Annotated in this window: 25 protein-coding genes and 1 riboswitch; of the genes, 4 read left to right on the top strand and 21 right to left on the bottom strand. The window is 69.5% G+C overall.

Annotated features, from left to right (window positions below; all coding sequences use genetic code 11):
- Positions 1 to 127 precede the first annotated feature (127 nt).
- The 4 genes from cobF to cbiE are packed head-to-tail and all read right to left on the bottom strand — an operon-like array spanning position 128 to position 3,316.
- Positions 128 to 889 carry a precorrin-6A synthase (deacetylating) gene (cobF, locus tag RR928_RS00405; RefSeq protein ID WP_332681159.1) on the bottom strand — a complete coding sequence of 254 codons (762 nt, stop codon included), beginning with the start codon at positions 887 to 889 and terminating at the stop codon, positions 128 to 130.
- Positions 889 to 1,683, bottom strand: a complete 795-nt coding sequence (gene cobM / locus RR928_RS00400; RefSeq protein WP_332536817.1) for a precorrin-4 C(11)-methyltransferase — start codon at positions 1,681 to 1,683, stop codon at positions 889 to 891. Before cobM ends, cobF begins: the two co-directional genes overlap by 1 nt.
- Positions 1,680 to 2,126 carry a cobalamin biosynthesis protein gene (locus RR928_RS00395; protein ID WP_332681156.1) on the bottom strand — a complete coding sequence of 149 codons (447 nt, stop codon included), beginning with the start codon at positions 2,124 to 2,126 and terminating at the stop codon, positions 1,680 to 1,682. The genes cobM and RR928_RS00395 overlap by 4 nt, the downstream gene beginning before the upstream one ends.
- Positions 2,123 to 3,316: a precorrin-6y C5,15-methyltransferase (decarboxylating) subunit CbiE gene (gene cbiE, locus RR928_RS00390; protein ID WP_332536820.1), complete on the bottom strand. Its 1,194-nt coding sequence runs from the start codon at positions 3,314 to 3,316 to the stop codon at positions 2,123 to 2,125. The genes RR928_RS00395 and cbiE overlap by 4 nt, the downstream gene beginning before the upstream one ends.
- Here cbiE and RR928_RS00385 point away from each other — a divergent pair.
- Positions 3,315 to 4,061 (top strand): cobalt-precorrin-6A reductase, encoded by a 747-nt coding sequence (locus RR928_RS00385; RefSeq protein WP_332536823.1) that lies wholly within the window; start codon positions 3,315 to 3,317, stop codon positions 4,059 to 4,061. The genes cbiE and RR928_RS00385 overlap by 2 nt on opposite strands.
- A gap of 4 nt (positions 4,062 to 4,065) precedes the next feature.
- On the opposite strand, the gene cobJ is transcribed toward RR928_RS00385, so the two are convergent.
- From cobJ to RR928_RS00355, 6 genes are all read right to left on the bottom strand, one after another.
- Complete coding sequence (gene cobJ, locus RR928_RS00380; protein ID WP_332536825.1) at positions 4,066 to 4,839, bottom strand: precorrin-3B C(17)-methyltransferase; 774 nt, start codon at positions 4,837 to 4,839, stop codon at positions 4,066 to 4,068.
- Positions 4,840 to 4,849: 10 nt separating this feature from the next.
- Positions 4,850 to 5,590, bottom strand: coding sequence for a precorrin-2 C(20)-methyltransferase (gene cobI, locus RR928_RS00375; protein ID WP_332536827.1), 741 nt, complete (start codon positions 5,588 to 5,590; stop codon positions 4,850 to 4,852).
- Positions 5,591 to 5,600: 10 nt separating this feature from the next.
- Positions 5,601 to 6,230, bottom strand: coding sequence for a precorrin-8X methylmutase (locus RR928_RS00370; protein WP_332536829.1), 630 nt, complete (start codon positions 6,228 to 6,230; stop codon positions 5,601 to 5,603).
- Positions 6,214 to 7,470 carry a nitrite reductase gene (locus tag RR928_RS00365; RefSeq protein WP_332536831.1) on the bottom strand — a complete coding sequence of 419 codons (1,257 nt, stop codon included), beginning with the start codon at positions 7,468 to 7,470 and terminating at the stop codon, positions 6,214 to 6,216. Before RR928_RS00365 ends, RR928_RS00370 begins: the two co-directional genes overlap by 17 nt.
- Before the next feature lie 228 nt (positions 7,471 to 7,698).
- Positions 7,699 to 7,938: riboswitch (cobalamin riboswitch) on the bottom strand.
- Between the two features lie 66 nt (positions 7,939 to 8,004).
- The gene (locus RR928_RS00360; RefSeq protein ID WP_332536833.1) at positions 8,005 to 9,204 is read right to left on the bottom strand and encodes a M20 aminoacylase family protein; all 1,200 of its coding nucleotides are present in this window, start codon (positions 9,202 to 9,204) and stop codon (positions 8,005 to 8,007) included.
- Positions 9,201 to 10,184, bottom strand: coding sequence for a Bug family tripartite tricarboxylate transporter substrate binding protein (locus tag RR928_RS00355; RefSeq protein ID WP_332536835.1), 984 nt, complete (start codon positions 10,182 to 10,184; stop codon positions 9,201 to 9,203). Before RR928_RS00355 ends, RR928_RS00360 begins: the two co-directional genes overlap by 4 nt.
- Before the next feature lie 99 nt (positions 10,185 to 10,283).
- Between RR928_RS00355 and RR928_RS00350 the strand changes: the two genes are divergently transcribed.
- The gene (locus RR928_RS00350; RefSeq protein ID WP_332536837.1) at positions 10,284 to 11,195 is read left to right on the top strand and encodes a LysR substrate-binding domain-containing protein; all 912 of its coding nucleotides are present in this window, start codon (positions 10,284 to 10,286) and stop codon (positions 11,193 to 11,195) included.
- A gap of 35 nt (positions 11,196 to 11,230) precedes the next feature.
- The gene (locus RR928_RS00345) at positions 11,231 to 12,535 is read left to right on the top strand and encodes an amidase (protein ID WP_332681151.1); all 1,305 of its coding nucleotides are present in this window, start codon (positions 11,231 to 11,233) and stop codon (positions 12,533 to 12,535) included.
- 19 nt (positions 12,536 to 12,554) lie between these two features.
- Here the strand turns inward: RR928_RS00345 and metC are convergent, their stop codons facing one another.
- The 4 genes from metC to RR928_RS00325 all read right to left on the bottom strand — a co-directional run bounded on the left by metC (position 12,555) and on the right by RR928_RS00325 (position 17,135).
- The gene (gene metC / locus RR928_RS00340) at positions 12,555 to 13,763 is read right to left on the bottom strand and encodes a cystathionine beta-lyase (RefSeq protein ID WP_332681149.1); all 1,209 of its coding nucleotides are present in this window, start codon (positions 13,761 to 13,763) and stop codon (positions 12,555 to 12,557) included.
- A 79-nt stretch (positions 13,764 to 13,842) separates the two neighbouring features.
- Positions 13,843 to 14,850: a Bug family tripartite tricarboxylate transporter substrate binding protein gene (locus RR928_RS00335; protein WP_332536842.1), complete on the bottom strand. Its 1,008-nt coding sequence runs from the start codon at positions 14,848 to 14,850 to the stop codon at positions 13,843 to 13,845.
- A 26-nt stretch (positions 14,851 to 14,876) separates the two neighbouring features.
- Complete coding sequence (locus RR928_RS00330; RefSeq protein ID WP_332681147.1) at positions 14,877 to 16,451, bottom strand: rhodanese-like domain-containing protein; 1,575 nt, start codon at positions 16,449 to 16,451, stop codon at positions 14,877 to 14,879.
- A gap of 93 nt (positions 16,452 to 16,544) precedes the next feature.
- Positions 16,545 to 17,135 (bottom strand): cysteine dioxygenase family protein, encoded by a 591-nt coding sequence (locus RR928_RS00325; protein WP_332536846.1) that lies wholly within the window; start codon positions 17,133 to 17,135, stop codon positions 16,545 to 16,547.
- A 96-nt stretch (positions 17,136 to 17,231) separates the two neighbouring features.
- Between RR928_RS00325 and RR928_RS00320 the strand changes: the two genes are divergently transcribed.
- Positions 17,232 to 18,113 (top strand): LysR substrate-binding domain-containing protein, encoded by an 882-nt coding sequence (locus RR928_RS00320; protein ID WP_332547654.1) that lies wholly within the window; start codon positions 17,232 to 17,234, stop codon positions 18,111 to 18,113.
- 6 nt (positions 18,114 to 18,119) lie between these two features.
- Here RR928_RS00320 and ccmI read toward each other — a convergent pair whose 3' ends face one another.
- Genes ccmI through ccmC form a run of 7 tightly spaced genes read right to left on the bottom strand, consistent with a single transcriptional unit; the run spans position 18,120 to position 23,678 of the window.
- Entirely contained in the window at positions 18,120 to 19,364 is a 1,245-nt protein-coding gene (ccmI, locus tag RR928_RS00315; RefSeq protein WP_332536849.1) for a c-type cytochrome biogenesis protein CcmI, read from the bottom strand.
- Complete coding sequence (locus RR928_RS00310) at positions 19,361 to 19,810, bottom strand: cytochrome c-type biogenesis protein (protein WP_442881474.1); 450 nt, start codon at positions 19,808 to 19,810, stop codon at positions 19,361 to 19,363. Before RR928_RS00310 ends, ccmI begins: the two co-directional genes overlap by 4 nt.
- Positions 19,807 to 20,325, bottom strand: a complete 519-nt coding sequence (locus RR928_RS00305) for a DsbE family thiol:disulfide interchange protein (protein ID WP_332536851.1) — start codon at positions 20,323 to 20,325, stop codon at positions 19,807 to 19,809. The genes RR928_RS00310 and RR928_RS00305 overlap by 4 nt, the downstream gene beginning before the upstream one ends.
- Positions 20,325 to 22,328, bottom strand: coding sequence for a heme lyase CcmF/NrfE family subunit (locus tag RR928_RS00300; RefSeq protein WP_332681144.1), 2,004 nt, complete (start codon positions 22,326 to 22,328; stop codon positions 20,325 to 20,327). Before RR928_RS00300 ends, RR928_RS00305 begins: the two co-directional genes overlap by 1 nt.
- Positions 22,325 to 22,786 (bottom strand): cytochrome c maturation protein CcmE, encoded by a 462-nt coding sequence (gene ccmE, locus RR928_RS00295; RefSeq protein ID WP_332681175.1) that lies wholly within the window; start codon positions 22,784 to 22,786, stop codon positions 22,325 to 22,327. Before ccmE ends, RR928_RS00300 begins: the two co-directional genes overlap by 4 nt.
- Entirely contained in the window at positions 22,786 to 22,917 is a 132-nt protein-coding gene (gene ccmD / locus RR928_RS00290; RefSeq protein WP_332537636.1) for a heme exporter protein CcmD, read from the bottom strand. The genes ccmE and ccmD overlap by 1 nt, the downstream gene beginning before the upstream one ends.
- Positions 22,917 to 23,678 (bottom strand): heme ABC transporter permease CcmC, encoded by a 762-nt coding sequence (ccmC, locus tag RR928_RS00285; RefSeq protein WP_332537635.1) that lies wholly within the window; start codon positions 23,676 to 23,678, stop codon positions 22,917 to 22,919. The genes ccmD and ccmC overlap by 1 nt, the downstream gene beginning before the upstream one ends.
- Position 23,679 lies beyond the last annotated feature (1 nt).

The following is a 23,679-nucleotide window of genomic DNA, read 5'->3' as shown; positions in this document are numbered from 1 at the left end:
CGAAACGAAAATGGCAAGGCCGGGCAAAACAATCGGCGCAAAAAACAATTATCCATGCATGTCCGCCCGGAACGCACCGGCGGGTCAAGAAGCCATGGCGTCTCGAACCCCGCCGTGGGTGCGGCCTTCAGCTGCGCTTGCCCGGCCTGCGCAACAGATAGATATCCATGATCCAGCCATGCGCCTGGCGTGCCTGCGCGCGCCGGGCACTGATCTGCGCCGCGACCTGTGCGAGCCGGCCGCGCATCAACAGCTGCTGCGGCATGCCCAGATAGGCGCCCCACCATATTTCGACATCGGGCTCGCTCACCTGTTCATAGGAACGCTGGCCGTCGAGCATCACGACCAGCGTGTCGACGCCAGGCGGCCAGCCATGGTCGCGCAGCTGGCGGCCCGTGGTCACCAGAAACGGCGCGCCGATCTCGTTGAGCGCAATGCCATGCGCGCTGCACAGCAGCTGCATCGAGGTGATGCCAGGCACCACCTTCACCTGCTCGGACCGCAGGCCCAGGCGTGACGCGATGCGCAGCGTGCTGTCGTAGAGCGCCGGATCGCCCCAGACCAGCAGCGCCACGCGGCCCGCGCCCGAAGGCAGATGCGCCGCGAGGCTGGCCTGCCAGCGCCGCGCGATGGCGTCATGCCACTCATCGACCTGGTTGTCGTAATCGTCGCCGGTCTGGCGCCGCTGGGGCATGTCGAAATGCGCAATCCTGCCGCCGTCGACGCCGAGCTGCTGCAGCAGCGTCAGCCGCACCTGCGCCAGCTCGGCCTTGTTGTCTTCCTTGTGCGGCAGCAGCACCAGATCGGCGCCGCGAATGGCGTTTTCGGCTTCGCGCGTGAGGTGATCGGGGTTGCCGGTGCCTATGCCGACCAGAAACAGTTCCAGCATCAGCCGCCCTCGTGTCCCGCGGGAAAGCGCGGCTCGTCGCCGCGCGGACGGTAACGCCGGTCATAGTCGTTGGCGTAGAGCCGGCTCAGGCCGAAGCCTTCCTGGCTCAGCGTGCGGCCCACGAGAATCAAGGCGCTGCGCTGCAGCGCATTTGCCTGGGCGGCCGCGGCAAGCTCGGCCACGCGCGTGCGCACCACCAGCTCGTCGGGCCAGGATGCACGCCAGACGATGGCCGCCGGGCAGTCGGCGCCGTAGTGCGCAAGCAGCTCGCGCTGCACCTCCTCGGCCATGTGCACCGACAGGTGGATGGCCAGCACCGCACCCGTGGCCGCGAAGGCCGCGAGCGTCTCGCCGCTGGGCATGCTGGAGGCCCGGCCCGAGGTGCGCGTGAGCACCACCGTCTGGCACGATCCCGGCAGCGTCAGTTCGGCCTCGAGCGCCGCGGCCGCCGCGCTGAACGAGGGCACGCCGGGCGTGACCGTATAGGGAATGTCGTGCTCGCGCAGGCAGCGCAGCTGCTCGCCCATGGCCGACCAGATGCTCAGATCGCCGGAATGCAGGCGCGCCACGTCCTGGCCCTGGCCATGGGCGGCACGCATTTCGGCAACGATGTCTTCCAGTGACAGCGGCGCGGTGTTGACCAGGCGCGCGCCCGGCGGGCAATGCGCGAGCAGCTCGGCGGGCACCAGCGAGCCCGCGTACAGGCAGACCGGGCTGGCAGCCAGCAGATCGCGCCCGCGCACGGTGATGAGGTCGGCGGCGCCGGGACCGGCGCCTATGAAATGAACGGTCACAAAGGAACTCCTGTTTCCAAAATTCGGGAAGGCCAGTCGAGTCGTGCAACGGCCAGCGTGGCCTGCCGGTCCGCGGACACGACACGCCGCAGCACCAGCGTGATCTGCGGCGCCGGCGAGCCGGCCTGGCTGCGCGCCGCATGCAGCGCCAGCGCTTCGCTGACGCTGCCGGTGGCAAAGCGCTGCACGAGGCGCGGCGACAGCGACGGCGTGTCGATCCGCGCAATCGCGCTTTCTGGCCAGGCCTGCAATGCGGCATGCGGCACGGCCCCGGCGGCCCACGCATGGAACGCCGCCCAGGCCGGCGTCTGGCGCCTGGATTCAAGCAGCGCAAAGGTGCATAGGCCCGGCGCCGGCAGCGCGCAGGCCTGGGCCCAGCAATCGGCAAACGAGGCCTGCTGCGCCGCGGCGCGAAAACCCCAGCCCGCAAACCACGCTGTCATGGATTCCAGGCCCACTGCACCACGGGCCGCGCCGCATTCCACGACTGCATGCGGCCCAGCGGCTGGGCTTCGCTCCACTGCAGCTGCAGCAGCTGGCCGCCATGCACGCGGTGCAGGTCCATCAGCAGCGCCTGGGTTTCCAGCGCCACGGCATTGACCACCAGGCGCCAGGGCGCGCTCAGCCGCGCGCGCAGCGCATCGAACAGCGCGCGGTCGAAGCCGCCGCCGACAAACACCGCCTGCGGCGCAGGTCCCAGGGTGTCCAGCAGCGCCAGCGAATCGCCCTGCAGCACCTGCAGGTCCACCGCATAGCGCGCGGCGTTCTGGGCGATGCGCGCCGCGCGTTCGGCATGCTGCTCCACGCACAGCGCCTTGCCGCCCGCGAGGCACCATTCGACGGACACCGAACCCGAGCCCGCGCCCAGATCCCACAGCAACTCGCCCGTGCGCGGCGCAAGCAGCGCCAGCGTCAGCGCGCGCACCGGGCTCTTGGTGATCTGGCCGTCGTGCAGGAAAGCATCGATGCTGCGGCCCGGCACCTGCACGAAACCATTGCCGCCGCCGGCCTCGAAAGCCGCGGCCACGGGCGCGGCCACCGGCGTCTCGACCAGGCCCAGCGCAAGTTCCCCGGCTGTTCCCGCGCGGATACGCTGGGCCTCGCTGCCGGCCTGCGACACCAGCCACATGCGGCTCGCGCCCCAGCCGTGCTGCTGCAGCCAGGCCGCGATGGCCTGCGCCGCGGCGCCGTCGCGCAGCAGGCAGATGAAGCGCTGGCCCTCGGCCAGCAGCGGCGTCAGCTGTTCAAAGCTGCGCGCATGCAGGCCCAGGCAATGGATCTGCTCCTGCGACCAGCCCAGCTCACCCGCAATCCAGGAGAATGTCGACGGCTGCGGATGGTTGCGCCACTCGCCCACCTGCAGATGCCTGGCCAGCGACGCGCCCGCGCCGAAATGGAAAGGGTCGCCCGACACCAGCACGGCAACGCGCGTTTGCGCGCGCAGCCGCAGCACGGGCGCGACGCTGAACGGCACAGGCCACAATTGGCCGCGCGCGCCGACCTGGGCCAGTTCCAGGTGGCGCGGGCTGCCGAACACCACGCTGGCATCATCCAGATCCCGGCGGGCCGCGGCGCTCAAGGCGTCCAGTCCCGACGGGTGAATACCGATTATCGAAAGCCAGGGATTGGCCATGACACAGGTTCTCCTCTTAGGCGGCACGTTGGATGCACATGTTCTCGCGACGCAGCTGCAGGCCGCGGGCGTGGCTGCGACCTACTCGTACGCGGGCGTGACGCGCACGCGCCGCACGCCCCCCCTGCCCACACGCGTCGGCGGCTTTGGCGGCGTCCAAGGCCTGGTGCAGTATCTGCAGGCGCAGCGCATCAGCCATGTGATAGACGCCACCCACCCGTTTGCCGCGCAGATGAGCCGCAATGCCATCGATGCCTGCGCCGCGCTGGGGATTCCGCTGCTGGCCATGGAGCGCCCGGCCTGGCAGGCCCTGCCCGGCGACCAGTGGCTGCATGTGCCCGACATGGACGCCGCAGCCCGGGCGCTGACGCCGCAGATGCCACGCGTGTTTCTGGCCATAGGCCGCAAGCAGCTGGCGGCATTCGCGCCCCGGGCGGCAGACCACCATTTCGTGCTGCGCGTGATCGACCAGACCGATGAAGCCTTGCCGCTGCCCGCGACCAGCTGCGAACTGCTGATCGCGCGCGGGCCGTTTGCGCTCGACGACGAGCGCGCGCTGCTGCAGCGCCATGCCATCGACTGCATCGTCAGCAAGAACGCCGGCGGCGCCGATACCTACGCCAAGATCGAGGCGGCACGCGAACGGGGCCTGCCGGTCATCATGGTGGACCGTCCCCTGCTGCCCGCACGCCTGCGCTGCGAAATGCCGCAGCAGGCGATGCAGTGGCTGACCAGCCAGCGTTGACGCTTCACGCATGGTGGTAGCTGCGCGGCGTATAGACATGCGGTCCCACCCGGCGCGTCAGGCGGTTGCCGACAATCACCACGGTGCGCATGTCGGCCATCTCGGGCGTGGCCGCGGCCAGCGCCACCACCTTGAGCGTCTCGTCGGGCCGGCTCACGTTGCGCGCAAAGCAGATCAGGCGCTCGGGCTCGCATTCATCTTTCAACGCCTGCAGCGCGCGGCTGAAGCCTTCGGGCCGTGATTTCGAGCAGGGGTTGTAGAACGCCATGGCGAAATCCGCCTGCGCGGCCAGACGAATGCGCCGCTCTATCACCGCCGCCGGCTTGAGGTTGTCCGAAAGATTGATGCAGCAGAAATCATGGCCCAGCGGCGCGCCCAGGCGTGCGGCCGCGGCCAGCATGGCCGTGATGCCGGGCTGGACTTCGACTTCGACCGCAGCCCAGCGCCGCTGCTGATCGGGCGTCGCCCCTTCCAGCACTTCAAAGACGGCGCTGGCCATGGCAAACACGCCGGGATCGCCCGAAGACAGCATCAGCACCTGGCGGCCCTGGGCGGCGAGATCGAGCGCCGCGCGCGCGCGCTCGAGTTCCTCGCGGTTGTCGCTGGCATGCAGCTGCAGATGGCCCAGGCCCTGCAGGCGTTCGACATACGGAAAATAGCCAAACGCATCGGTGGCCGCGGCAATGCTGGCGCGCACCTGGTCGGTGATGAGCGCGTCGTCGCCCGGGCCCAGGCCCACGATGCGCAGGCTGGCGCGCGCGGCTGCAGAATGGTTCATCTGGCGTGCCTCACATGTCGTTGGCCGGGCGCCGGCCCTGGCCGTGCACGATCACGATGGAGAAATACGGACAGCGCTCGGGCGCTTCGGCCAGGCGCATGACCTGCTGGTCGGCCATGGTGCCGTTGATCACCAGCCAGGCCTGGTCCAGCTTGCCCTGCTCGGTCAGCAGCGCGCGTATGCGGCCCAGATGCCGGCCGACCTTCATGATCACCAGCGCGTCCGAGCGCGCCATGTGTTCGCGCAGCGGCGCGTCGGGCAAGGTGCCGGGCAGCACGCTGAGCACATCGTCGCCCCAGGTGATGGGAATGCCGGTCGCATGCCAGCAGCCGACCATGCCCGGAATGCCGGCCAGCACTTCGACCGGCACTTCGCCCGCCTGGCGCAGGCGCACGTACAGGTGCATGAACGAGCCGTAGAGGAACGGATCGCCCTCGCACAGCACGATCACGTCCTCGCTGCGCGTCATTTCCGTCAGCCGCGACTGCCAGTCGAGATAGAAGTCCGACAGTTGGGCGATATAGCGCGGGTCGTTGTGCGGAATCTCGGTGGTCAGCGGGTACTCCATGGGGTACTCGGTGACTTCGGCGTGCAGCATGCCGTCGACCAGCTGGCGCGCCTTGCCCGGATGGCCGCGCTTGCGGAAGTAGGCCACATGGCGCGCATTGCGCAGCAGGCGGTCGGCCTTGACACTCATCATTTCGGGGTCGCCCGGGCCCAGCCCGACGCAGACGATCTTTCCGCGGTTCATGGCAGCCCCTTCACTCGACCGGCGTGGCCAGCGCGTTCACGGCGGCAACGGTGATTGCCGAGCCGCCCAGGCGGCCCTGCACGATGGCAAACGGAATCCGGCCCCAGGCGCGCAGCGCGTCCTTGGACTCGGCCGCGCCCACGAAGCCCACCGGACAGCCGATGATGGCCGCGGGCCGCGGACAGCCCGGGTCTTCGAGCATGTTGAGCAGATGGAACAAGGCCGTGGGCGCATTGCCGATCGCGACCACGGCGCCTTCGAGATGCTCGCGCCAGAGTTCGAGCGCCGCGGCGCTGCGCGTATTGCCCATTTCGGCGGCCAGGCCCACGACGCGCGGGTCCTGCAGCGTGCAGATCACGGCGTTGTCGGCCGGCAGGCGCTTGCGCGTGATGCCTTCGCTGACCATGCGCGCGTCGCACAGAACGGGCGCGCCGCGCAGCAGCGCGGCCTCGGCGGCGGCGGCGAAATCGGGCGAGAAATGGATATGCGCGGCCAGCTCCACCATGCCCGCGGCATGGATCATGCGGCAGGCCACGCGCTCCTCCAGCGGCGTGAAGCGCGCCAGATCGGCCTCGCGGCGAATGATGCTGAACGACTGGCGGTAGATCTCGTCACCGCGCATCTCATAGGTATAGGTCATGTAATAGTTTTTTTAGGTTTGCCGGCGCGTCGGTGGACGCCGGCCAGGAAATCGGGGTGCGCGAATCGCTGCGCTGGTCGGCGCGGCCCAGGTCCAGCCGCGGCGCACCGCCAGCGTCCAGGCGCGCGACGATCACGGCGGTCGCATCCGCCGACAGCGCGCAGCACTTGGCGCAGCCGCTGACATGAAGGTGGGTTTCTGGCGGCACCTGGGCGGCCAGCGCCAGCGCCAGGGTCTGCGCCGGCGCGTGGCCCTGGGCGCAGCGCGGCGCGCCGGTGCAGGCCGAGACGCGCAGGCGCACATCGTCGGCCTGGGTGATCCAATGCGCGGCATCGAGCGGCGCGGCAGGCGCCATCGCGTCCCAGGGCAGCAGCAGCGAACGCCAGGGTGTGACGCGGATCTCGGCGTCCGCAGGCAACTGCGCCGCCAGTTCCGACATTTCCGCCGCGGCTATGCGGCCCAGCGGCGCGGCGATGACGCGGCCATGGCCTGAATGCAGGCCAGGTGCCAGCGCTGCGCAGAAACCTGCGCCCGCCGCGCGCCAAGGCGCCATCTGCAATGCAGGCAGCGGCGGCGTACGGTGCGCGAGCAGAGCGCGCAAACGCGTAGGTGCGGGCGCCAGCGCCATGCGTTCGGCGGCAAACCACGCCGCGATCTCGACCGCGGCATCCACGGCCTGTTCGGCCTGCGCAAAGCAATACCAGGGCGTGGAATCTGCCAGCGCCAGCCCATAGCCCCGGTCCGCGCTGACCCACAGCTGCAGGTCCGCTCCCGTGGCCTGCATGCGCCGCGCCGGGTCGTCGACCAGCAGCCCGAACTTGCCGGGCAGCGCGGCCAGTCCCTGGCGCGCCAGCGCCTGCGGGCTCAGGCGCTGCACCGCCGCCAGCGACAGCGCCCGGGCCAGTGCATGCGTCGCGTCACCTGCGGCATACAGCGGCGTGCAATGCACGGCCGGCGCGAGATCGGCGTCGGCGTCTTCGGGCACCAGCCGCGCGGCAATCAGCCGGGCGCGCACCGTCTCCAGTTCGGATTCGCCCACGCCGCGCAGCTGCACATTGCCCAGCCGCGTCAACTCGATCTGGGGGTGGGCATGGGCCAGGGCCAGGTCCGCAAGCACGCGCCATTGCGCGGCGCTGAGCGCGGCGCAATGCGGGCGCACGCGCACCATCCAGCCGTCCTGGGCGCGCATGGGCTGCCAGGCGGTAGGGCACCAGCCCTGGACCTTGATGTCCGGCGTCATCGGGGCAAGGGCGCGGCCGCCAAAAGACAGACATGCAGCGGCGCGGCCAGGGAGCCCCTCGGGCACCGCCCCGCCCTTGCGGGCAGATCGCCAGATGCTTGCTGCATGCAAAATCAATCGTCAGTCTGGCCGCGTCCCGGGCCGGATGAATGAATCGTGCAGAGGGGTGAGAAATGCAAGGCGCGGCTGCACAGGCAGCCGTCCACCAAGCCCCATGCACTCCCGCTGCGGCCTTGTTCACAACAGGCCGGTCTCCGGACTCACAGAGTTCAGTCCAGCGGACTGAATTCCGCACACGCCTTCCCGCTTGCGCAGTGGCCGCCATCGGCGTGGGCGATGGCCTGTGTGCAGATACTCTGATTACCGTTGCGGGTGCAGTGCAGGGTTTGTGGAGGGTCCACGCACCTGCTTCCCGTTTCATTTCTGGCGTGCAATACGCCATGAAACACCTGTGATCGGGGCGAATCTTACGCTATGTGGCCATGCACCCGGACCAGCGCGTGATCGTCCCGGCGACCAGCCGGTGCATTGCGCTCAGCGCAAAAAGCGCTCGGCGAGCTGGCTCCAGAACGCGGCGCCATAAGGCAGGTTGACGTCGTTGAAGTCGTACCTGGGGTTGTGCAGGCCGCGCCCGCCTTCGGCCGGGCCGTTGCCTATGCGCACCAGCGCGCCCGGGCAGCGCTGCAGCATATAGGCGAAGTCCTCGCTGCCCATGAGGCGCGGAAACTCGCGGTCCACCGCATCGGCGCCGACCAGATCGGTCGCCACCTCGGCGGCCAGCGCCACCGCGTCGGCGTCGTTGACGACCACGGGATAGCCTTCGACATAGTCGATCTCGGCGCTGCAGCCATGGGCCTCGGCCACGCCCGTGATCAGCGCGCAGATGCGCTGCTTGAGCAGCGCGCGCATTTCGGGCGAGAACGAGCGCACGCTGATGCCGATCTCGGCGTGGTCCGGAATCACGTTGAGCGCGTCGCCGGCGCGCAGCCGGCCCACGGTCACGACGGCCGATTCGGCCGGATCGACATTGCGCGCCACCACAGTCTGCAGGCTCATGACGATGGCCGAGGCCGCGACCAGCGGATCGACCGCAAGGTGCGGCCGCGCCGCATGGCCACCGGTGCCGACGATCTTCACGAACACCCGGTCGCCCGCGGCCATGAAAGCGCCGCTGCGCAGCATGAAGCGCCCCTGCGGCATGCCAGGGTGGTTGTGCATCGCATAGACGGCGTCGCAGGCAAAGCGCTCGAACAGGCCGTCGTCGACCATGGCCTTGCCGCCGCTGTCGAAGCCGCGCTCCTCCGCGGGCTGGAAGATCAGGTGCAAGCTGCCGCTGAAACGCCGGTGGCGCGCCAGGTACTTGGCCGCGCCCAGCAGCATGGTCATGTGGCCGTCATGGCCGCAGGCATGCATGCGGCCCGGAACACAGCTCGCGTACTCGCTGCCGGTCGCTTCCTGGATGGGCAGCGCGTCCATGTCGGCGCGAATGCCGAGGCGGCGCTTGCCCTCGCCCAGGCGCAGCGTGCCGACCAGGCCGGTGCCGCCAATGCCGCGCGTGACTTCGTAGCCCCACTCCTGCAGCCTGGCCGCGATGAAGTCCGAAGTGCCATGCTCGGCAAACGCCAGCTCGGGGTTGCGGTGCAGATGGCGGCGTATCGCCACCAGCTCCTGCTCGTAGGGCAGGAAGTCGTAGATGCGCGGGTACTCGCCTGAGCGCTCGAGGGTGGCTGTCATTCGAGAACGATGTTGTTGGCCTTGGCGATGCGCTGGTAGAACTTGATGCGTTCGACGATCTCGGCCTGGTAGGCCTGGGGCGACACGTCTTCGGGCACCATCATTCCCTTGTCCACCCAGGTCGCGCGCGTCGCCGGGTCCTGCAGCACCTTGCGCGTGGCGCGGTACAGCCGCTCGATGATGGGCGCGGGCGTGTTCGCGGGCGCGGCCAGGCCGGTCCACGAGGTCAGGTTCAGATCGGGCAGCCTGAGTTCGGCGAACGTGGGCACGTCGGGCAGCTGCGACACGCGCTGCGGCGCGGCCACGGCCAGTGCGCGCAGCTTGCCGTTGCGGATGTTGGCCAGGTTCGACGACAGGTTGTTCCAGGTGAGCTGCACCTGGCCGGCCAGCAGATCACTGAGCGCCACGCCCGAGCCGCGGTAGGGAATATGCGTCATCGGCAGCTTGGCCTGGTTCTTCATCAGCTCCATGCTCAGGTGCGAGACCGAGCCCGTGCCGGCGCTCGCGTAGTTCAGCTTGGCCGGATTGGCCTGGGCGTACTTGACGAGTTCGGCAAACGTGCGCACCGGCAGATCGGCGTTGACCAGCAGCACATTGGCCAGGCGATCGATCAGCGTGATCGGCGCGAAATCCTTGACGGCGTCATACGGCAGATTGGGGTTGACGGCGGGGTTGACCACATGCGTGCTCTGCGAGGTGACGATCAGCGTATAGCCGTCGGGCTTGGCCTTGGCCACGTAGACCGAGCCCATGGCGCCGCCGGCGCCGCCCTTGTTGTCGACCAGCACCGGAACGCCCAGCTCGCGGCTCAGGCGGTCGGCGATCAGCCGGCCCGAATTGTCCACCGAGCCGCCGGGCGTGAACGGCACGACCAGCGTGATCGGCTTCGAAGGGTATGCGGCCTGGGCATGCGCAGCCGCCAGCGGTGCCAGGGTTCCGGCCGCGGCCAGGCTTACGAATTCGCGTCTGTTGAAGTGCATGTTTGCCTCGATGAAGAAGGCGCGATGTTACGAACGCCGGCCGGCGCCGACAAACGACAATTTCATCCGACGCGATGACATAATGTAATCACCCTCATCATGAAGATCCGCTCACCTTCCCTGGTCGAACTGCATGCGTTTCTGGCCGTCTGTCGCCAGGGCAGCTTTAGGCGCGCAGCCGAGGAGCTGTGCGTGACCCAGGCGGCCGTGAGCCGCGCCGTGCAGCGCCTCGAAGAGCATCTCGCGGGCGGCCGGCTGTTCGAGCGCCTGCCCGCGGGTGTGGCGCTGACGCCGCGCGGCGTGCAGCTGCGCAAGCTGACCGAGCGCCATGTGCTGGCCCTCGAATCGGCGGCCGAGACCATGGGGCAGCTGGCCCAGCCCCAGCGCGTGCGCCTGAGCGTGATTCCCACGCTGGCCATCCAGTGGCTGATGCCGCGCCTGCCGCTGTTCAACGAGCGCCACCCCGATGTGAACGTGGAGCTGCGCCAGTTCAAGCACGACGAGGACTTCACGCGCGACGACGTCGATCTGTGGATAGAAGTCAAGCGCCCGCGCCGGCGCTGGCCCGACCATATCCAAACGCGCTACCTGCTGGGCCGCGAACTGATTCCGGTGTGCACGCCGCGCTGGCGCAAGGAGTTTCGCGCGCCGCAGGACCTGCAGCGCGCGACCCTGCTGCACCACACCAACTTTCCCGACAACTGGGAGCGCTGGTTCACCAAGGCCGGCGCGCCCTGCAAGCCCGCGCTGGGCCCGGGCTTCGATCTCACCATGCACCTGATCGTCGCCGCCAAGGCCGGCATGGGCGTGGCCGTGGTGCCCGGCTGCCTGGTCGAGCGCGAGCTGCTGCAGGGCGAGCTGGTGATGCCGTTCGACATCGATGTGTCGTGCGGCCGCGGCTATTTTCTCTGCAGCAAGCGCGACACGCCGGCCTTCAGCGCGCGCGACAAGTTCGCCGACTGGCTTGCCGACCAGGCGCATGCGGGCGTGTCGGCCACGCACGCCGACTGAGTCCGGCCCCGGGCCGCCTGCTAAAGTCGCGCTCCATGACTTCCGTAGAACGCACCCAACAGGCGCTGCGCGCCATTGCCGATGCCGGCGCTGAAGGCGCCCGCATCTTCACCCAGGTCTATGACGCGCCGGCGCTGGCCGCCGCCGCCGCCGCCGATGCGCGCGCCGCGGCCGGCATCACGCTGGGCCCGCTCGATGGCCGCATCGTCTCGATCAAGGACTTGTTCGATGTTGCCGGCGAAGCGACCACGGCCGGCTCCCGGGTGCTGCGCGACGCGCCGCCCGCGGCCCGCGACGCGGTGATCGTCCAGCGCCTGCGCGCCGCCGGCGCGGTCATCATCGGCAAGACCAACATGACCGAGTTCGCTTTCTCGGGCATAGGCATCAATCCCCACTACGGCACGCCGGGCAATGCGCGCGATGCGACGCGCATTCCCGGTGGCTCCTCCGCGGGCGCGGGTGTCGCCGTGGCGCGCGGCATGTGCGAGATCGCCATCGGTTCGGACACCGGCGGCTCGGTGCGCATTCCCGCGGCGTTCAATGGCGTGACCGGCTTCAAGCCCACGCAGGCGCGCGTGAGCCGCGAAGGCGCGTTCCCGCTGTCGTTCTCGCTGGACACCGTGGGCCCGCTGGCGCGCAGCGTGAGCGACTGCGCCCAGGCCGACGCCGTGCTGTCGGGCCAGGCAGCGCAGCCGCTGGCCGCGCGCGCCGTCGCCGGACTGCGCGTGGGCCTGCCGCGCGGCCTGCTGTTCAGCCAGACCGATGCCCAGGTGCTGGCCGCATTCGAGGCGGGCGTCGCCGCGTTGCAAAGTACCCGGGCGCGCGTCAGCGATCTGGCGCTGGACGAACTGCTGGGCGCGCCGTTCCGGCTGCAGGAACAAGGCACGCTGATTGCCGCCGAAGCCGCGCATATCCATGGCGCGCTGCTCGCCGCGGGCCGCGAAAGCGAACTCGATGCGCTGGTGCTGTCGCGGTTGCGCCGCGGCGAAACCATTGCGGCCGCGCACTACGTCGGCGTGCAGCAGGCGCGCGCGCGGCTGCAGCCCCAGCTCGATGCCGCGATCGCCGATCTCGACATCCTGCTGCTGCCCACGGTGCCGGTGATCGCGCCGACGATAGCCAGCCTGGACGACGAAGACCTGTTCCACCGCACCAACATGCTGGTGCTGCGCAACCCTTCGGTGTTCAACTTCTACGACCTGCCCGCGGTCTCGCTGCCGCTGCCGCGCCAGTGTGGCGAAATGCCCGTGGGCTGGATGCTGGTGGGCAAGCGCAACGCCGACCGCGAGCTGCTGGCCGTGGCCGCGGCGCTCGAGCAGTTCCTGCAGACGCTGGGCTGAAAGGCGCGGCGCGCCGCCCTCAGCTTTCGACTGGCCGCAGGTTCTCTAACGCCTGGGTCAGATCGGCGATCAGGTCGCTAGGGTCTTCCAGGCCAATGTGCAGGCGCACCACCGGGCCGCGCGCGCTCCAGTCCGTGACGCTGCGCGCCTGGTCCATGTGGGCCGCGGTCACCAGGCTTTCATAGCCGCCCCAGGACGCGCCCAACCCGAACAGCTGCAGGCCGTCGATGAAGCGGTCCACCGCCGCGCTCGAGGTGCCGGGCAGCAGTTCGATCGACAGCAGGCCATTCGTTCCCTGGCAGTCGCGCAGCCACAGCGCATGGCCGGGATGCGAAGCCAGGGCCGGGCAGAACACCGTGCGCACCGCGGCCTGCGACTGCAGCCAGTGCGCGACCTGCAGCGCATGCGCCTCATGCATCTGCAGGCGCGCGGCCAGCGAACGCATGCCGCGCAGCACCAGCCAGGCGTCGTCGGGGCTGACGGTCATGCCGAAGGCATCGCAGCGCGCGGCCAGTGCCTCCCAGGCTGCGCGCGTCGTCGCCACCGTGCCCATCATCACATCGGAATGGCCCGACAGGTATTTGGTCGCGGCCATGACCGACACGTCGGCGCCCAGCGCCAGCGGCCGGTACTGGCAGCCCGAGCCCCAGGTGTTGTCCGCCACGACCAGCGCGCCATGCGCATGGGCCACGGCGGCCAGCGCCGGCAGATCGCACATCTCATAGACCAGCGAGCCCGGGCACTCGGCATACACCATGCGGGTGTTGGGCCGCAGTTTGGCCTGCAGATCGCTGCCGTCCGCGGCAAAGAAGCTGTACTCGATGCCATAGGGCTGCAGGAACTGCTGCGACAGATGGCGTACGGGCTGGTAGGCGCTGTCGGTCAGCAGCACATGGTCGCCGGGCTGGAGGTAGCTCAGCAGCGTCATGCCTATGGCCGCCAGCCCGGTGGGCAGCAGCCGCGTGCGATAGGCGCCTTCAAGCTCGCTGACCGCGTCTTCCAGCGCGAACGTGGTGGGCGTGCCGCGTGCACCGTAGCTGAAGACCCGGTCATGGCCGCGCGCCGCGCGCATCTCGCGCTGGTGCTGCGTGTTGTCGAACGTCACGGTGCTGGCACGGACCAGCGGCGGATTGACCGCGCTGCCGCCCGTGTAGGCCGGGTTTCTGCCGGCTCTGAGCAGCCGGGTGCGCAGTCCTGGGTCCGGAAAAGAGTTGCTGTCGGTCGTCATGGTGTGCGTGAAAAAATGCAGCCGTGCCCGGCGCGCGCCGCGCGCCGGCCGGGCGGGCCGCGTTGCAGGTCAATCCACTTCAATCCACTTTGGCGCCGGACAGTTTGACGAGCTTGCTCCAGCGCTCCACATCCTGGCGCAGCTGCGCCGCGAACGCTTCGGGCGTGCTGGCCACGACTTCGCTGCCGCCTTCCACAATCATGCGCGTGACTTCGGGAGTGCGCAGCGTGCGCACGATGGTCTCATTCAGGTAGGCCACGCGTTCGGGCGAAGTGCCGGCCGGCGCGAAAAATCCATACCAGTCCTCGAAGTGGGTGTCGCGCAAGCCCATTTCCTCCAGCGTAGGCACCTTGGCGAACACGCCTATGCGCCGCGGACTGGTCACGGCCAGCGCGCGGATCTGCCCCGCCTGGATCATGCTGCCCACCGACGATGTCGAGGTGATCATCACATCGACCTGCTGGCCCAGCAGATCATTGAGTGCCGGGCCCGCGCCCTTGTAGGGCACATGGGTCATGGAGACGCCGTTTTCCTTGGCCAGCACCACGCCCACCAGATGCGACAGCGTTCCGTTGCCGGGCGTGGCGAAGGTGATCTTGCCCGGATCGCTCTTGGTGCGCGCGGCCAGGTCGGCAAAGCTCTTGATCGGCGAAGTCGCCGCGACCACGATGGCAATCGGCGCGGCATTGATCTGCGTGATAGGCACAAAGCTCTTGAGCGGATCGAAGCCCGGCGACTTGTACAGCGAAGGATTGACCGCCAGCAGCGACACCTGGCCCGTGAGCAAGGTATAGCCATCGGGCTTGGCCTCGGCCACCGCGCGCGCGCCGATGTTGCCGCCGGCCCCGCCGCGGTTCTCCACCACCGATGGCTGGCCCGTGGCGTCGGTCAGGCGCGCGGTCACCCAGCGCGTGCTGGCGTCATTGCCGCCGCCCGGAGGGAAAGGCGAAATGAAGCGTATGGGCTGGTCGGGAAAGCCGTTGCGCTTGGCCAGCGGCTCGGCCGCGGCCGGCGCCAGCGCGGCCAGCGCAGCCAGCCCTACGAAGGTGGCAGCCAGCACTCTTTTCAGGGATGCGGTGGGGTTCATGGTCTTGTCTCCTGGTGATGGTGGGTTTAAGCGTGTTCCGCCGCTGTCTGGGGCAGCTTGAAGGCGGAACGCTCGAGCGCGTCGAGCTGGGGCAGCAGGCCGGTTTCCCAGGCCAGGTACTGCCGCGCAGCTTCCTTGTTGCCGTCGTGCCGGTCGTGCACGAAGAACAGATAGTCGATGCATTGCGCATCCATGGGCTGGTCGGGCGTGGCTTGCAGCGGCAGTCCGGCCTGCTTCCAGGCCGCCATGCCGCCTTGCAGCAGCGCGGGCGGGCGCGGCAGTTCCAGCGCTGCCCATTGCGCCAGCGCCGGCTCGTCGGCGATCAGCACCACGGGGCGGGTCTCGGCGCGCAGATCGCGCGCCAGATGCGGGCGTATGGACCACTGCGCGCCGCGCACATGGCCGGCGCGGTAGGCCATGCTGGGGCGCAGGTCGACCAGCGCGACTTCGCCCTGCTCCAGGCGCTGCGCGAGTTCCCGGGCGCCGATCTCGGGCAATGCGGGCGGCTGCGGCGCGGCGCGCGGCGCCAGCGCCAGCCCGCTGTGCAGTCCGTGCTGCAGAACACTGGCGTCATGCCCCATCTGCCGCAGCCAGCTGGCCACGACGGGAGCGCGCACGCCATCGCTGTCGAACAGCACCAGCCGCGCGCCGCGCACACCCACGTACTGGTCGCCCGCCTGCATCAGCTGGCCGCCGGGCGTGTGCTGCGCGCCGGGCAGCGAGCCGGCCTCGAACTCCTCGGGCGTGCGCACGTCGCACAGGAACAGGCTGCGCTCGCCATCGGCGGCCCAGGCCTGCACCGTGGCCGCATCCACCTGGGGCACCTCGAAGCGTTCGGCGAGCTGGCGTGCCGCGGCCCGCAGCGCCGTGTCGCCGGAATCGGCGCCATAGCGGCGCGCGCCGCCATGCTCCAGCGTGTAATCCGCGAGATACCAGCCCTGCGTGCCGTTTTCCAGCGCGAACACCGGGTTGGGCAGGCCCAGATTGATCAGCGTCTGCGCGCCCATGATGGAGCGCGTGCGGCCCGCGCAGTTGATGACGATGGGCGTTTGCGCGTCGGGCACCAGGCTGCGAATGCGGTAGGCGAGTTCGCCGTTCGGGCAGCACAGCGCGCCGGGAATGTTCATCTTGTGGAACTCGCTCACAGGCCGGCCGTCGAGCACCACCAGCGGCTCGCCCGCGGCCTGCATGGCAGCGAGCTGCTGCGCCGTGATGCGCGGCGTGCCATAGGCATGCTCGACCAGCTCGCCGAAGGTCTTGGACGGCAGATTGACGCCCGCAAACAGCCGGTGGCCGGCCGCGGTCCAGGCGCGTGTTCCGCCGTCGAGCACGGCCACTTGGCTGTAGCCCAGCGCCGCCAGACGCGCCGCGGCACGCTCGGCCACGCCCTCGGCTTCGCCGCTGTCATAGACCACCGTGCGCACGCCCTGGCGCGGCACCAGGCGCGGCGCATCGACTTCGAGCCGGCTCAGGGGCAGCGGCGTGGCATAGAACAGATGGGCCTCGCCGTACTGGCCGTGTTCGCGCACGTCAAGCAGCGCGATCTCCCGGCCGTCATGCAGCCAGGACTTCAGAATGGGAGCGGTGACGTATTCAGTCATTGCGGTTTGGGGGAAATTTGGACAACACCGCTCCCGTGCGCCTTCGAGGCGCACCGGTGCAAATGCGGAAGATGGAAAGAGGGAAGCGGCTGCTCAGCGGCGCGTCTGCACGCCGATTCCCATGGTCTGGCAGGTGCCGGTCTCGAGGTCGTAGCTGGTGCGCGCAGTGAGCGTCTCCAGCGCCCGGCCGTACATGTGCAGATGGCGTATCACCTGATCGCCGCGGATCTCCACCGCGTGGATGTCTTCGGGCATCAGCGCAATGCCCTGGCCCGGAGCGACCACCACCAGATCGGTCTCGCGCAGCGTGCCCTGGCCCGCGACGCTGCCGTCATCGGTGCGCTCGTAGACGCGGTTGTGCTCCGTGCCCTCGACGGCCGCAATGCAGGCCCAGGTCGTGTGGTTGTGCGGCACGATGCGCTTTCCGGGGCGCATGACGTTGAGATACAGCGCATAGCTCTGGTCAGCGTCCTCGGCAATGAGGTAGCGGGCCTGGTGCTCGCCCGCTTCGGGCGCCGGGTAGTCGGCCTGCTGCCACAGCGCGGTCTGGCCGGCAAGCCCGTCGAGCGCCTGCAGCACCGTCTCCAGGCTCTGGCGGTTCACGGGCGCGGCGCCGATCGCGCTCTTCATCGTGTCAATGGCCTGGGTCACGGCCTGCTGGCGTTGTTCTGTCATCGTGTTCATGGAATGCCTCGTCAAATCGGTACAGTCCACTGTAGTCAAGCCCCGCCAAGGAAACAATCCATGTCTGCCCAACGAACACTTCAATAAAATTAAAGTATGGAGACACTTGATCTTGACCTGCTGCGCACCCTGACGACCATTGCCGCACAGAAAAGCTTTGCCGCGGCCGCGGTGCAGCTGGGGCGCACGCAGTCGGCCATCACCTTGCAGATGCAGCGGCTGGAAGAACGCATAGGCCACCCGCTGTTCGAGAAGCAGGGCCGGCAAAAGCAGCTGACCGAGCGCGGCCAGCGGCTGCTGGGCTATGCGCGCCACATGCTGGCCATCCACGACGAGGCCCTGCGCAACCTGCAGCAGCGCCAGGTGCAAGGCCTGGTGCGCATAGGCGCGCCGCACGACGCGGCCGACAACATGCTGCCGCCCGTGCTGCAGGAGATCGTGCTCAACTTTCCCGGCATGCAGGTTGCCGTCCATGTGGGGCGCAGCCCCTTTCTGATGGAATCACTCAAGCAGGGCGAGCTCGACCTGGCGATCTCCAACCGCGAGGATGCTGGCTACGAAGGCTTTGTGCTGCGCTCCAGCCCCACGGTCTGGCTCTGCGGCGCCAACTATGCGCACGACCCGGCCAAGCCGATACCGCTGGTGCTGGCCGACGGCCCCAGCATCTTCAGCCGCGTGGGCTGCGACGCGCTCGATGCGGCCGGCATCGCCTGGAGCAAACGCCACATGTGCACCAGTCTCGTCGGCATACGCGCCTCGCTGCGCGCCGGCCTGGGCGTGACCGCGCGCGGCGTGGAGCAGCTGGATCCTGGCCTGCGGGTGCTGGGCAAGGGCGACGGCATGCCGGCCCTGCCCGATCTGGTGTATCGACTCTACATCCGCAGCCATGTCGTCAATCCGATCACGCGCCAGGTGTTCGAGAACCTCAAGGCGCGCATGGACCAGCCCGGCGCCGCGCAGCCACCGATGATTGCCTGAGCGCGCTCAGCGGCCGGGCATCTCGAGCCGCAGCGCGCTGTCGCCGGGCTTGACCGTGATGGTGGCGCTGCGCAGATCGTCGGCCGCGGGCAGCGCCGCGCCGCTGGGCGACAGCCGCACGGCAATGCGCAGTGCCGCGAAATCCGTCATGGCGACGGCCGGGTTGAGCAGATGCTCCGCGCCCAGCGCAAACCGTGCAGGCAGCGGCCTGGCCGGCAGGCGCAGCACGGCAACCGGCTGGGGCTGGGCGTCGGCGCGCACGATCACGAACACCTTGGCTTCGCGCGGCAAGGGCATTGCCTGCACCGATGCCGGCCAGTGGATTTCGCCTGCCAGTTGGTTGGCCTGTGCGCTCGCCGCAGGCGGCTGCGGCAACCGGTCCAGCGTCTCGAGCTGCAGCAGGTCGTCCTGCACGCGCAGCGCGATGTCCGACCCGGGCTCGAGCAGCGCCAGCAGCGCGCGCCAATGGGTCGCGGCCAGCGCGAAATCGCCCTGGCGCACGGCCGCGCTGCCGGCCAAGGCCAGCGCCTTGTGCTGGCGCGGATCGAGGCGCAAGGCCTCCTCTATCGCCGCGCCGGCCTGGCCTTGCAGATCGCCGCCCTGGGCCGAGCCCAGCGCATCGGCCATGTCAGCCAGCAGGCGGGCCTCGAGCTCCCAGTCGGGTTCGCCCAAGCGCGCGCCGACGAGGGCCTGGGCATAGGCCCGGGCCGCGGCGTCGTAGCGCTCCAGCGTCTCGTACGAGCGCGCCAGCATCACCCAGCCCGGCACATTGCGCGGCTCGGCGCGCAGCCGCCGCGCCAGGCCTTCGACCATGGCCTCGACCTGGGCGTCGGCACCGCCATGGCCCACCTCATCGGCCTGCGCCAGCCGCGCCGCGGCCTGGGGATCGCCGACCTGCAGATAGAGCGCGAATGCCGCCACGGGCAGCAGCACGGCCAGGCCCAGGGCGCTGGCGCGCGGCAGCCACGGCCAGTGGCGCGCGCGTGGCTGCGCGGGACGGTGCTCGAGCTCGGCCAGCAGGCGGCGCTGGAGTTCGTCCCTGGCCTGGCCATGTTCCAGGTCGCTCAGGTGGCCGGCGCGCTGCTCGCGCGCCAGCTCCTCCCATTGCGCCTGATAGAGACGGCGCAGCACGGCGTCGCTGCGGATCTCGCCGGGGCCTGCATGTTCGCGCAGCAGCGGCGCCAGCAGCACCGCAAGGCTCAGCAATATCAGCGCCAGCGCGCCCAGCCAGAGCCAGTGCATCGGGGTCATGGGCGATTCTCCTCATCGGTCTGCTGCAGCCAGTCGTTGGCGCGCTCGCGCTCGGCCGGCGTCAGCGGCATGGCGCCGGCCGAGCGCTGCTTGAGCGTCCTGCGCAGCAGCGCCAGGCCCGCGAACACCGCCAGAAACGGGCCGCACCACAGCAGCCAGGTCGACGGCCGCCAGGGCGGCGTATAGCGCACGAAGCTGCCGTAGCGCTGCTCGAAGAAGGCCACCACTTCGGCGTCGCTGCGGCCCTGCGCGAGCTGCGCCTTGATCTCCTCGCGCATGTCCTTGGCGATGGGCGCCTGCGATTCGGCCACGGTCTGGTTCTGGCATACGACGCAGCGCAGCTTCGCGGCCAGCGCGCCTTCGCGCTGTTCCAGGCCTGCGTCGGCCCTGGCCTGCAGCGCCAGCGCGGCCCAGGCCATCAGCAACATGGTGTGGCGCATCTTCATTGCACGGCCTTCACGACAGGCAGCAGTTTCTGCTGCCAGACTTCGGCCGTCACCGGCCCCAGATGGCGGTAGCGCACGCGGCCCTGGCCATCGATCACGAAGGTCTCGGGAACGCCCTGTATGCCGAAGTCCATTCCCGTGCGGCCATCGGCATCGACCGCGGAGGCGACATAGGGATTGCCCGCGACGCGCAGCAAGGCCCTGGCCTTGTCGGGCTGGTCCTTGTAGTTCAGGCCATAGACCGGCACCTGGTCGCGGCGCGAGAACTCGACCAGCAGCGGCAGCTCCTGGCGGCAGGGCGCGCACCACGAGGCCCAGACATTGAGCAGCCACACCTGGCCGCGCAGCGCGGCCTGATCGAACGGCTGGCGCGGATCTTCCAGCAGGGGGCGCGCAATAACCGGCGCCGGCTGATCAAGCAGCGCGGTCTGCAGCGCGCGCGGATCGCGCTGCAGTCCCAGGCCCAGCATCACGGCCAGCGCGAGAAAGATCGCCAGAGGCAGGGCAAAGCGCATCAGGCCGGCCCTTCCTGCAGAGCAGCCGCAGCGCGCCGGGGCGCACGCTGGCGCGCGACGCGAAAGCGCGCGTCCATCAGGCTCAGGCCCGCGCCCAGCGCCATCATCAGGGTGCCCAGCCAGATCCAGTCCATGAACGGCTTGATCTGCAGGCGCACGCTCCAGCTGCGGCCGGCCTCATCGAGCGGCTCGCCAAGCGCGACAAACACATCGCGCGTCCAGCCGCTGTCGATGGCCGCCTGGCTCAGCCCCATGGTCTGCGCGCGAAAGACGCGCTTCTCGGGAAACATCAGCCATTCTTCATCGCCATGGCGCACGCTGAACTGCGCGCGCTGGGCATCGTAGTTCGGGCCGGCCGCGGGCGCCAGGCTGTCGAAGCGGAAGCGGTAGCCCGCCAGCTCCACGGTTTCGCCCTGGGCCACGCTGGTCTCGCGCTTGCTTTCCAGCCCGTCGGCCAGGCTCACCGCGAGCACGAAGATGCCCACGCCCGCATGCGCCATCAGCATGCCCCACCAGCCCCAGGGCTGGCGTGCCAGCCGCTGCCAGCCCTGCCCCTCGCGCCAGCCCGGCGCCAGGCGCTGCCAGGCATGGGCCAGCGTGCCGAACACGCACCACAAGCCCAGCGTCACGCCCAGCAGCGTGGCCGGCGAAATGCGCGGCCCCAGCCGGCCGTTGGACAGCACCAGCACCACGGCGCAGACCACGGTCCAGGCCAGCGCGGCGCGCAGCCGGCGCCAGATCTCGGCCCAGGTGCTGAGCTTCCAGCGCGCGACCGCACCCAGAGCCATCAGCGCCACGGCCGGCAGCACCAGCGGCAGGAACACGGCCTGGAAGTACGGCGGGCCCACGGAGATCTTCTCGTCGCGCAGCACGTCGAGCGCCAGCGGGTACAGCGTGCCTATCAGCACCGCGAGCGCTGCGGCGCTGAACAGCACGTTGTTGACCAGCAGCAGCGTCTCGCGCGACAGCAGGCCGAACTGGCCGCCGCCCTGGCCCAGCGCCGCGGCGCGCCAGGCAAACAGCCACAGCGAGGTGCCGACCACGGCGACGATGAAGCACAGGATGAACAGCCCGCGCCCCGGATCGACCGCGAACGCATGCACCGAAGTCAGCACGCCCGAGCGCACCAGAAACGTGCCCAGCAGGCACAGCGAGAACGCGCAGATCGCCAGCAGCGCCGACCAGCTGCGGAACGCGCCGCGCTGGTCGGTGACGATCAGCGAATGCAGCAGCGCCGTGCCCAGCAGCCAGGGCATGAAAGAGGCGTTTTCCACCGGGTCCCAGAACCACCAGCCGCCCCAGCCGAGCACGTAGTACGCCCAGGCGCTGCCCAGCAGAATGCCCAGCGTCAGAAAGCCCCAGGCGGCCAGCGTCCAGGAGCGCGACCAGCGCGCCCAGGCCGCGCCCAGCTCGCCCGAAATCAGCGCCGCCAGCGCAAACGCGAACGGCACGGCAAAGCCCACATAGCCCATGTAGAGCAGCGGCGGATGCACCACCATGCCCGGGTCCTGCAGCAGCGGGTTCAGGTCCTTGCCTTCGAGCGCGGCCGGCACCAGGCGCGTGAACGGGTTCGACAGGAACAGCAGGAACAGCAGCAGGCCCACGCTGATCCAGCCCAGCACCGCGAGCACGCGGGCGACAAATTCGGGCGGCAGCGCGCGGCTGCGCCAGGCCACCGCCAGCGTCCAGCAGGCGAGCATCACCTGCCACAGCAGCATCGAGCCTTCATGCCCGCCCCAGACGGCCGTGAGCTTGTAGACCATGGGCAGCTCGCTGTGCGAATTGGCCGCCACATAGAGCACCGAGAAGTCGCCGGCCCAGAAACACCAGGTGAGGATGGCAATCGACAGCAGCGACAGCAGGCAGTGCAGCGCCGCCGCCGGCCGCGCCAGCGCCACCCAGCTGCGAATGCCCAGCTGCGCGCCGGCCAGCGGCAGGCAGGCCAGCAGCGCCGCGACGATCAGCGACAGCACCATGGAGAAAACGCCCAGTTCAGCGATCATGGCCTGGCCTTTTCTTGCTTCGCATCTTCGAGCGCGTCCTTGAGCGCTTTGGCCGCTTCGGGCGGCATGTAGTTCTCATCATGCTTGGCCAGCACTTCGGTGGCGCGGAAGATTCCCGTGGGCAGCAGCAGGCCGGCGACGACCACGCCCTTGCCTTCGCGAAACAGATCGGGCAGCAGACCCTGGTACTGCACGGCCACGCGCTGCACCTGGTCGGTCACCACAAACTGCACCTGCACGCCGCCTCCTGCAGCGCCGCCGCGCTGCACCGAGCCGGCCTCGACCAGCCCGCCCAAGCGGAACGCCGCGCCCTGCGGCGCCTCGCCCGCATGCACCTGGCTGGGGCTGTAGAAGAACATCACATTGGCATCGAGCGCGCGCAGCACCAGGGTCACGGCCGTGGCGACCAGCACCACGCCCGCGAGCACCCAGAGCAGCCGCCGTTGGCGCGGTTTGATCACGGCATCTCCTCGTCGTGCACGGCGCAGCGCGCGCGCCGGCTGCGCCGCCACAGCAGCAGCACTTCGGCGACCAGCAAGGCCGCGCCCAGGCCATAGGCCAGCATCAGATAAAAGCCATGGTTTTGCATTACAGCTGCTCCTCCTGGGCGCGCTCGAGAATCAGGCAGCGGGTGCGCACCAGCGCCACCGCCAGCGCATAGGCCCAGCAGGCCAGCGCCATCAGCAGCATGCCCGCCAGCATGGTCTGGTTCATGCTGGGCGCGGCGTCCCAGCGTATGGTCGCGCCCTGGTGCAGCGTGCTCCACCACTGCACCGAGAAATAGATGATGGGAATGTTCACCACGCCGGCCAGCAGCACGATGGCGCCGGCGCTGTCGGCGCGCTGCGGGTCCTCTATGGCCGAGACCAGGCCCAGGTAGCCCAGGTAGAGGAACAGCAGGATCAGCTCCGAGGTCAGGCGCGCATCCCAGACCCACCACGCGCCCCAGGTCGGCTTGCCCCAGGCCGCCCCGGTCCACAGCGCGATCACGGTGAACAGCGCGCCCGTGGGCGCCAGCGCGCGCGCCAGCAGCGGCGACAGGCGCGTGCGGTACACCAGGCCCAGGCCCGCATGCAGCGCGGCAATCAGGTAGATGAACATCGACATCCAGGCCGCGGGCACATGCAGGAAGATGATGCGGTAGACCTCGCCCTGCTGGTGGTCGGTCGGGGCCAGCACCAGGCCCACCCACAGCCCGGCGGCGGCGAGCAGCAGCGCCAGCGCGGCAAACCAGGGCCAGGCGCGGCCGGCCCAGGCAAAGAACACCGGCGGCGAAGCCAGCTGGCGCCAGCGAAAGCCGGACTGCGCCGCCTGCGGCGCGCGCGAAGTTGCGGTCAAGAGCTTGTTCATA

Source organism: Comamonas sp. (assembly GCF_036666375.1).
Lineage (GTDB): Bacteria > Pseudomonadota > Gammaproteobacteria > Burkholderiales > Burkholderiaceae_C > Comamonas.
This window is presented reverse-complemented; position numbering and strand designations above follow the sequence as displayed.

Excerpts from the sequence above, each read along its gene's own strand:
- cobF (WP_332681159.1), bottom strand. The coding sequence starts at position 889 with ATGCTGGAACTGTTTCTGGTCGGCATAGGCACCGGCAACCCCGATCAC.
- RR928_RS00395 (WP_332681156.1), bottom strand. The coding sequence starts at position 2,126 with ATGACAGCGTGGTTTGCGGGCTGGGGTTTTCGCGCCGCGGCGCAGCAG.
- RR928_RS00385 (WP_332536823.1), top strand. The coding sequence starts at position 3,315 with ATGACACAGGTTCTCCTCTTAGGCGGCACGTTGGATGCACATGTTCTC.
- cbiE (WP_332536820.1), bottom strand. The coding sequence starts at position 3,316 with ATGGCCAATCCCTGGCTTTCGATAATCGGTATTCACCCGTCGGGACTG.
- cobJ (WP_332536825.1), bottom strand. The coding sequence starts at position 4,839 with ATGAACCATTCTGCAGCCGCGCGCGCCAGCCTGCGCATCGTGGGCCTG.
- cobI (WP_332536827.1), bottom strand. The coding sequence starts at position 5,590 with ATGAACCGCGGAAAGATCGTCTGCGTCGGGCTGGGCCCGGGCGACCCC.
- RR928_RS00370 (WP_332536829.1), bottom strand. The coding sequence starts at position 6,230 with ATGACCTATACCTATGAGATGCGCGGTGACGAGATCTACCGCCAGTCG.
- RR928_RS00365 (WP_332536831.1), bottom strand. The coding sequence starts at position 7,470 with ATGACGCCGGACATCAAGGTCCAGGGCTGGTGCCCTACCGCCTGGCAG.
- RR928_RS00360 (WP_332536833.1), bottom strand. The coding sequence starts at position 9,204 with ATGACAGCCACCCTCGAGCGCTCAGGCGAGTACCCGCGCATCTACGAC.
- RR928_RS00355 (WP_332536835.1), bottom strand. The coding sequence starts at position 10,184 with ATGCACTTCAACAGACGCGAATTCGTAAGCCTGGCCGCGGCCGGAACC.
- RR928_RS00350 (WP_332536837.1), top strand. The coding sequence starts at position 10,284 with ATGAAGATCCGCTCACCTTCCCTGGTCGAACTGCATGCGTTTCTGGCC.
- RR928_RS00345 (WP_332681151.1), top strand. The coding sequence starts at position 11,231 with ATGACTTCCGTAGAACGCACCCAACAGGCGCTGCGCGCCATTGCCGAT.
- metC (WP_332681149.1), bottom strand. The coding sequence starts at position 13,763 with ATGACGACCGACAGCAACTCTTTTCCGGACCCAGGACTGCGCACCCGG.
- RR928_RS00335 (WP_332536842.1), bottom strand. The coding sequence starts at position 14,850 with ATGAACCCCACCGCATCCCTGAAAAGAGTGCTGGCTGCCACCTTCGTA.
- RR928_RS00330 (WP_332681147.1), bottom strand. The coding sequence starts at position 16,451 with ATGACTGAATACGTCACCGCTCCCATTCTGAAGTCCTGGCTGCATGAC.
- RR928_RS00325 (WP_332536846.1), bottom strand. The coding sequence starts at position 17,135 with ATGAACACGATGACAGAACAACGCCAGCAGGCCGTGACCCAGGCCATT.
- RR928_RS00320 (WP_332547654.1), top strand. The coding sequence starts at position 17,232 with ATGGAGACACTTGATCTTGACCTGCTGCGCACCCTGACGACCATTGCC.
- ccmI (WP_332536849.1), bottom strand. The coding sequence starts at position 19,364 with ATGACCCCGATGCACTGGCTCTGGCTGGGCGCGCTGGCGCTGATATTG.
- RR928_RS00310 (WP_442881474.1), bottom strand. The coding sequence starts at position 19,810 with ATGAAGATGCGCCACACCATGTTGCTGATGGCCTGGGCCGCGCTGGCG.
- RR928_RS00305 (WP_332536851.1), bottom strand. The coding sequence starts at position 20,325 with ATGCGCTTTGCCCTGCCTCTGGCGATCTTTCTCGCGCTGGCCGTGATG.
- RR928_RS00300 (WP_332681144.1), bottom strand. The coding sequence starts at position 22,328 with ATGATCGCTGAACTGGGCGTTTTCTCCATGGTGCTGTCGCTGATCGTC.
- ccmD (WP_332537636.1), bottom strand. The coding sequence starts at position 22,917 with ATGCAAAACCATGGCTTTTATCTGATGCTGGCCTATGGCCTGGGCGCG.
- ccmC (WP_332537635.1), bottom strand. The coding sequence starts at position 23,678 with ATGAACAAGCTCTTGACCGCAACTTCGCGCGCGCCGCAGGCGGCGCAG.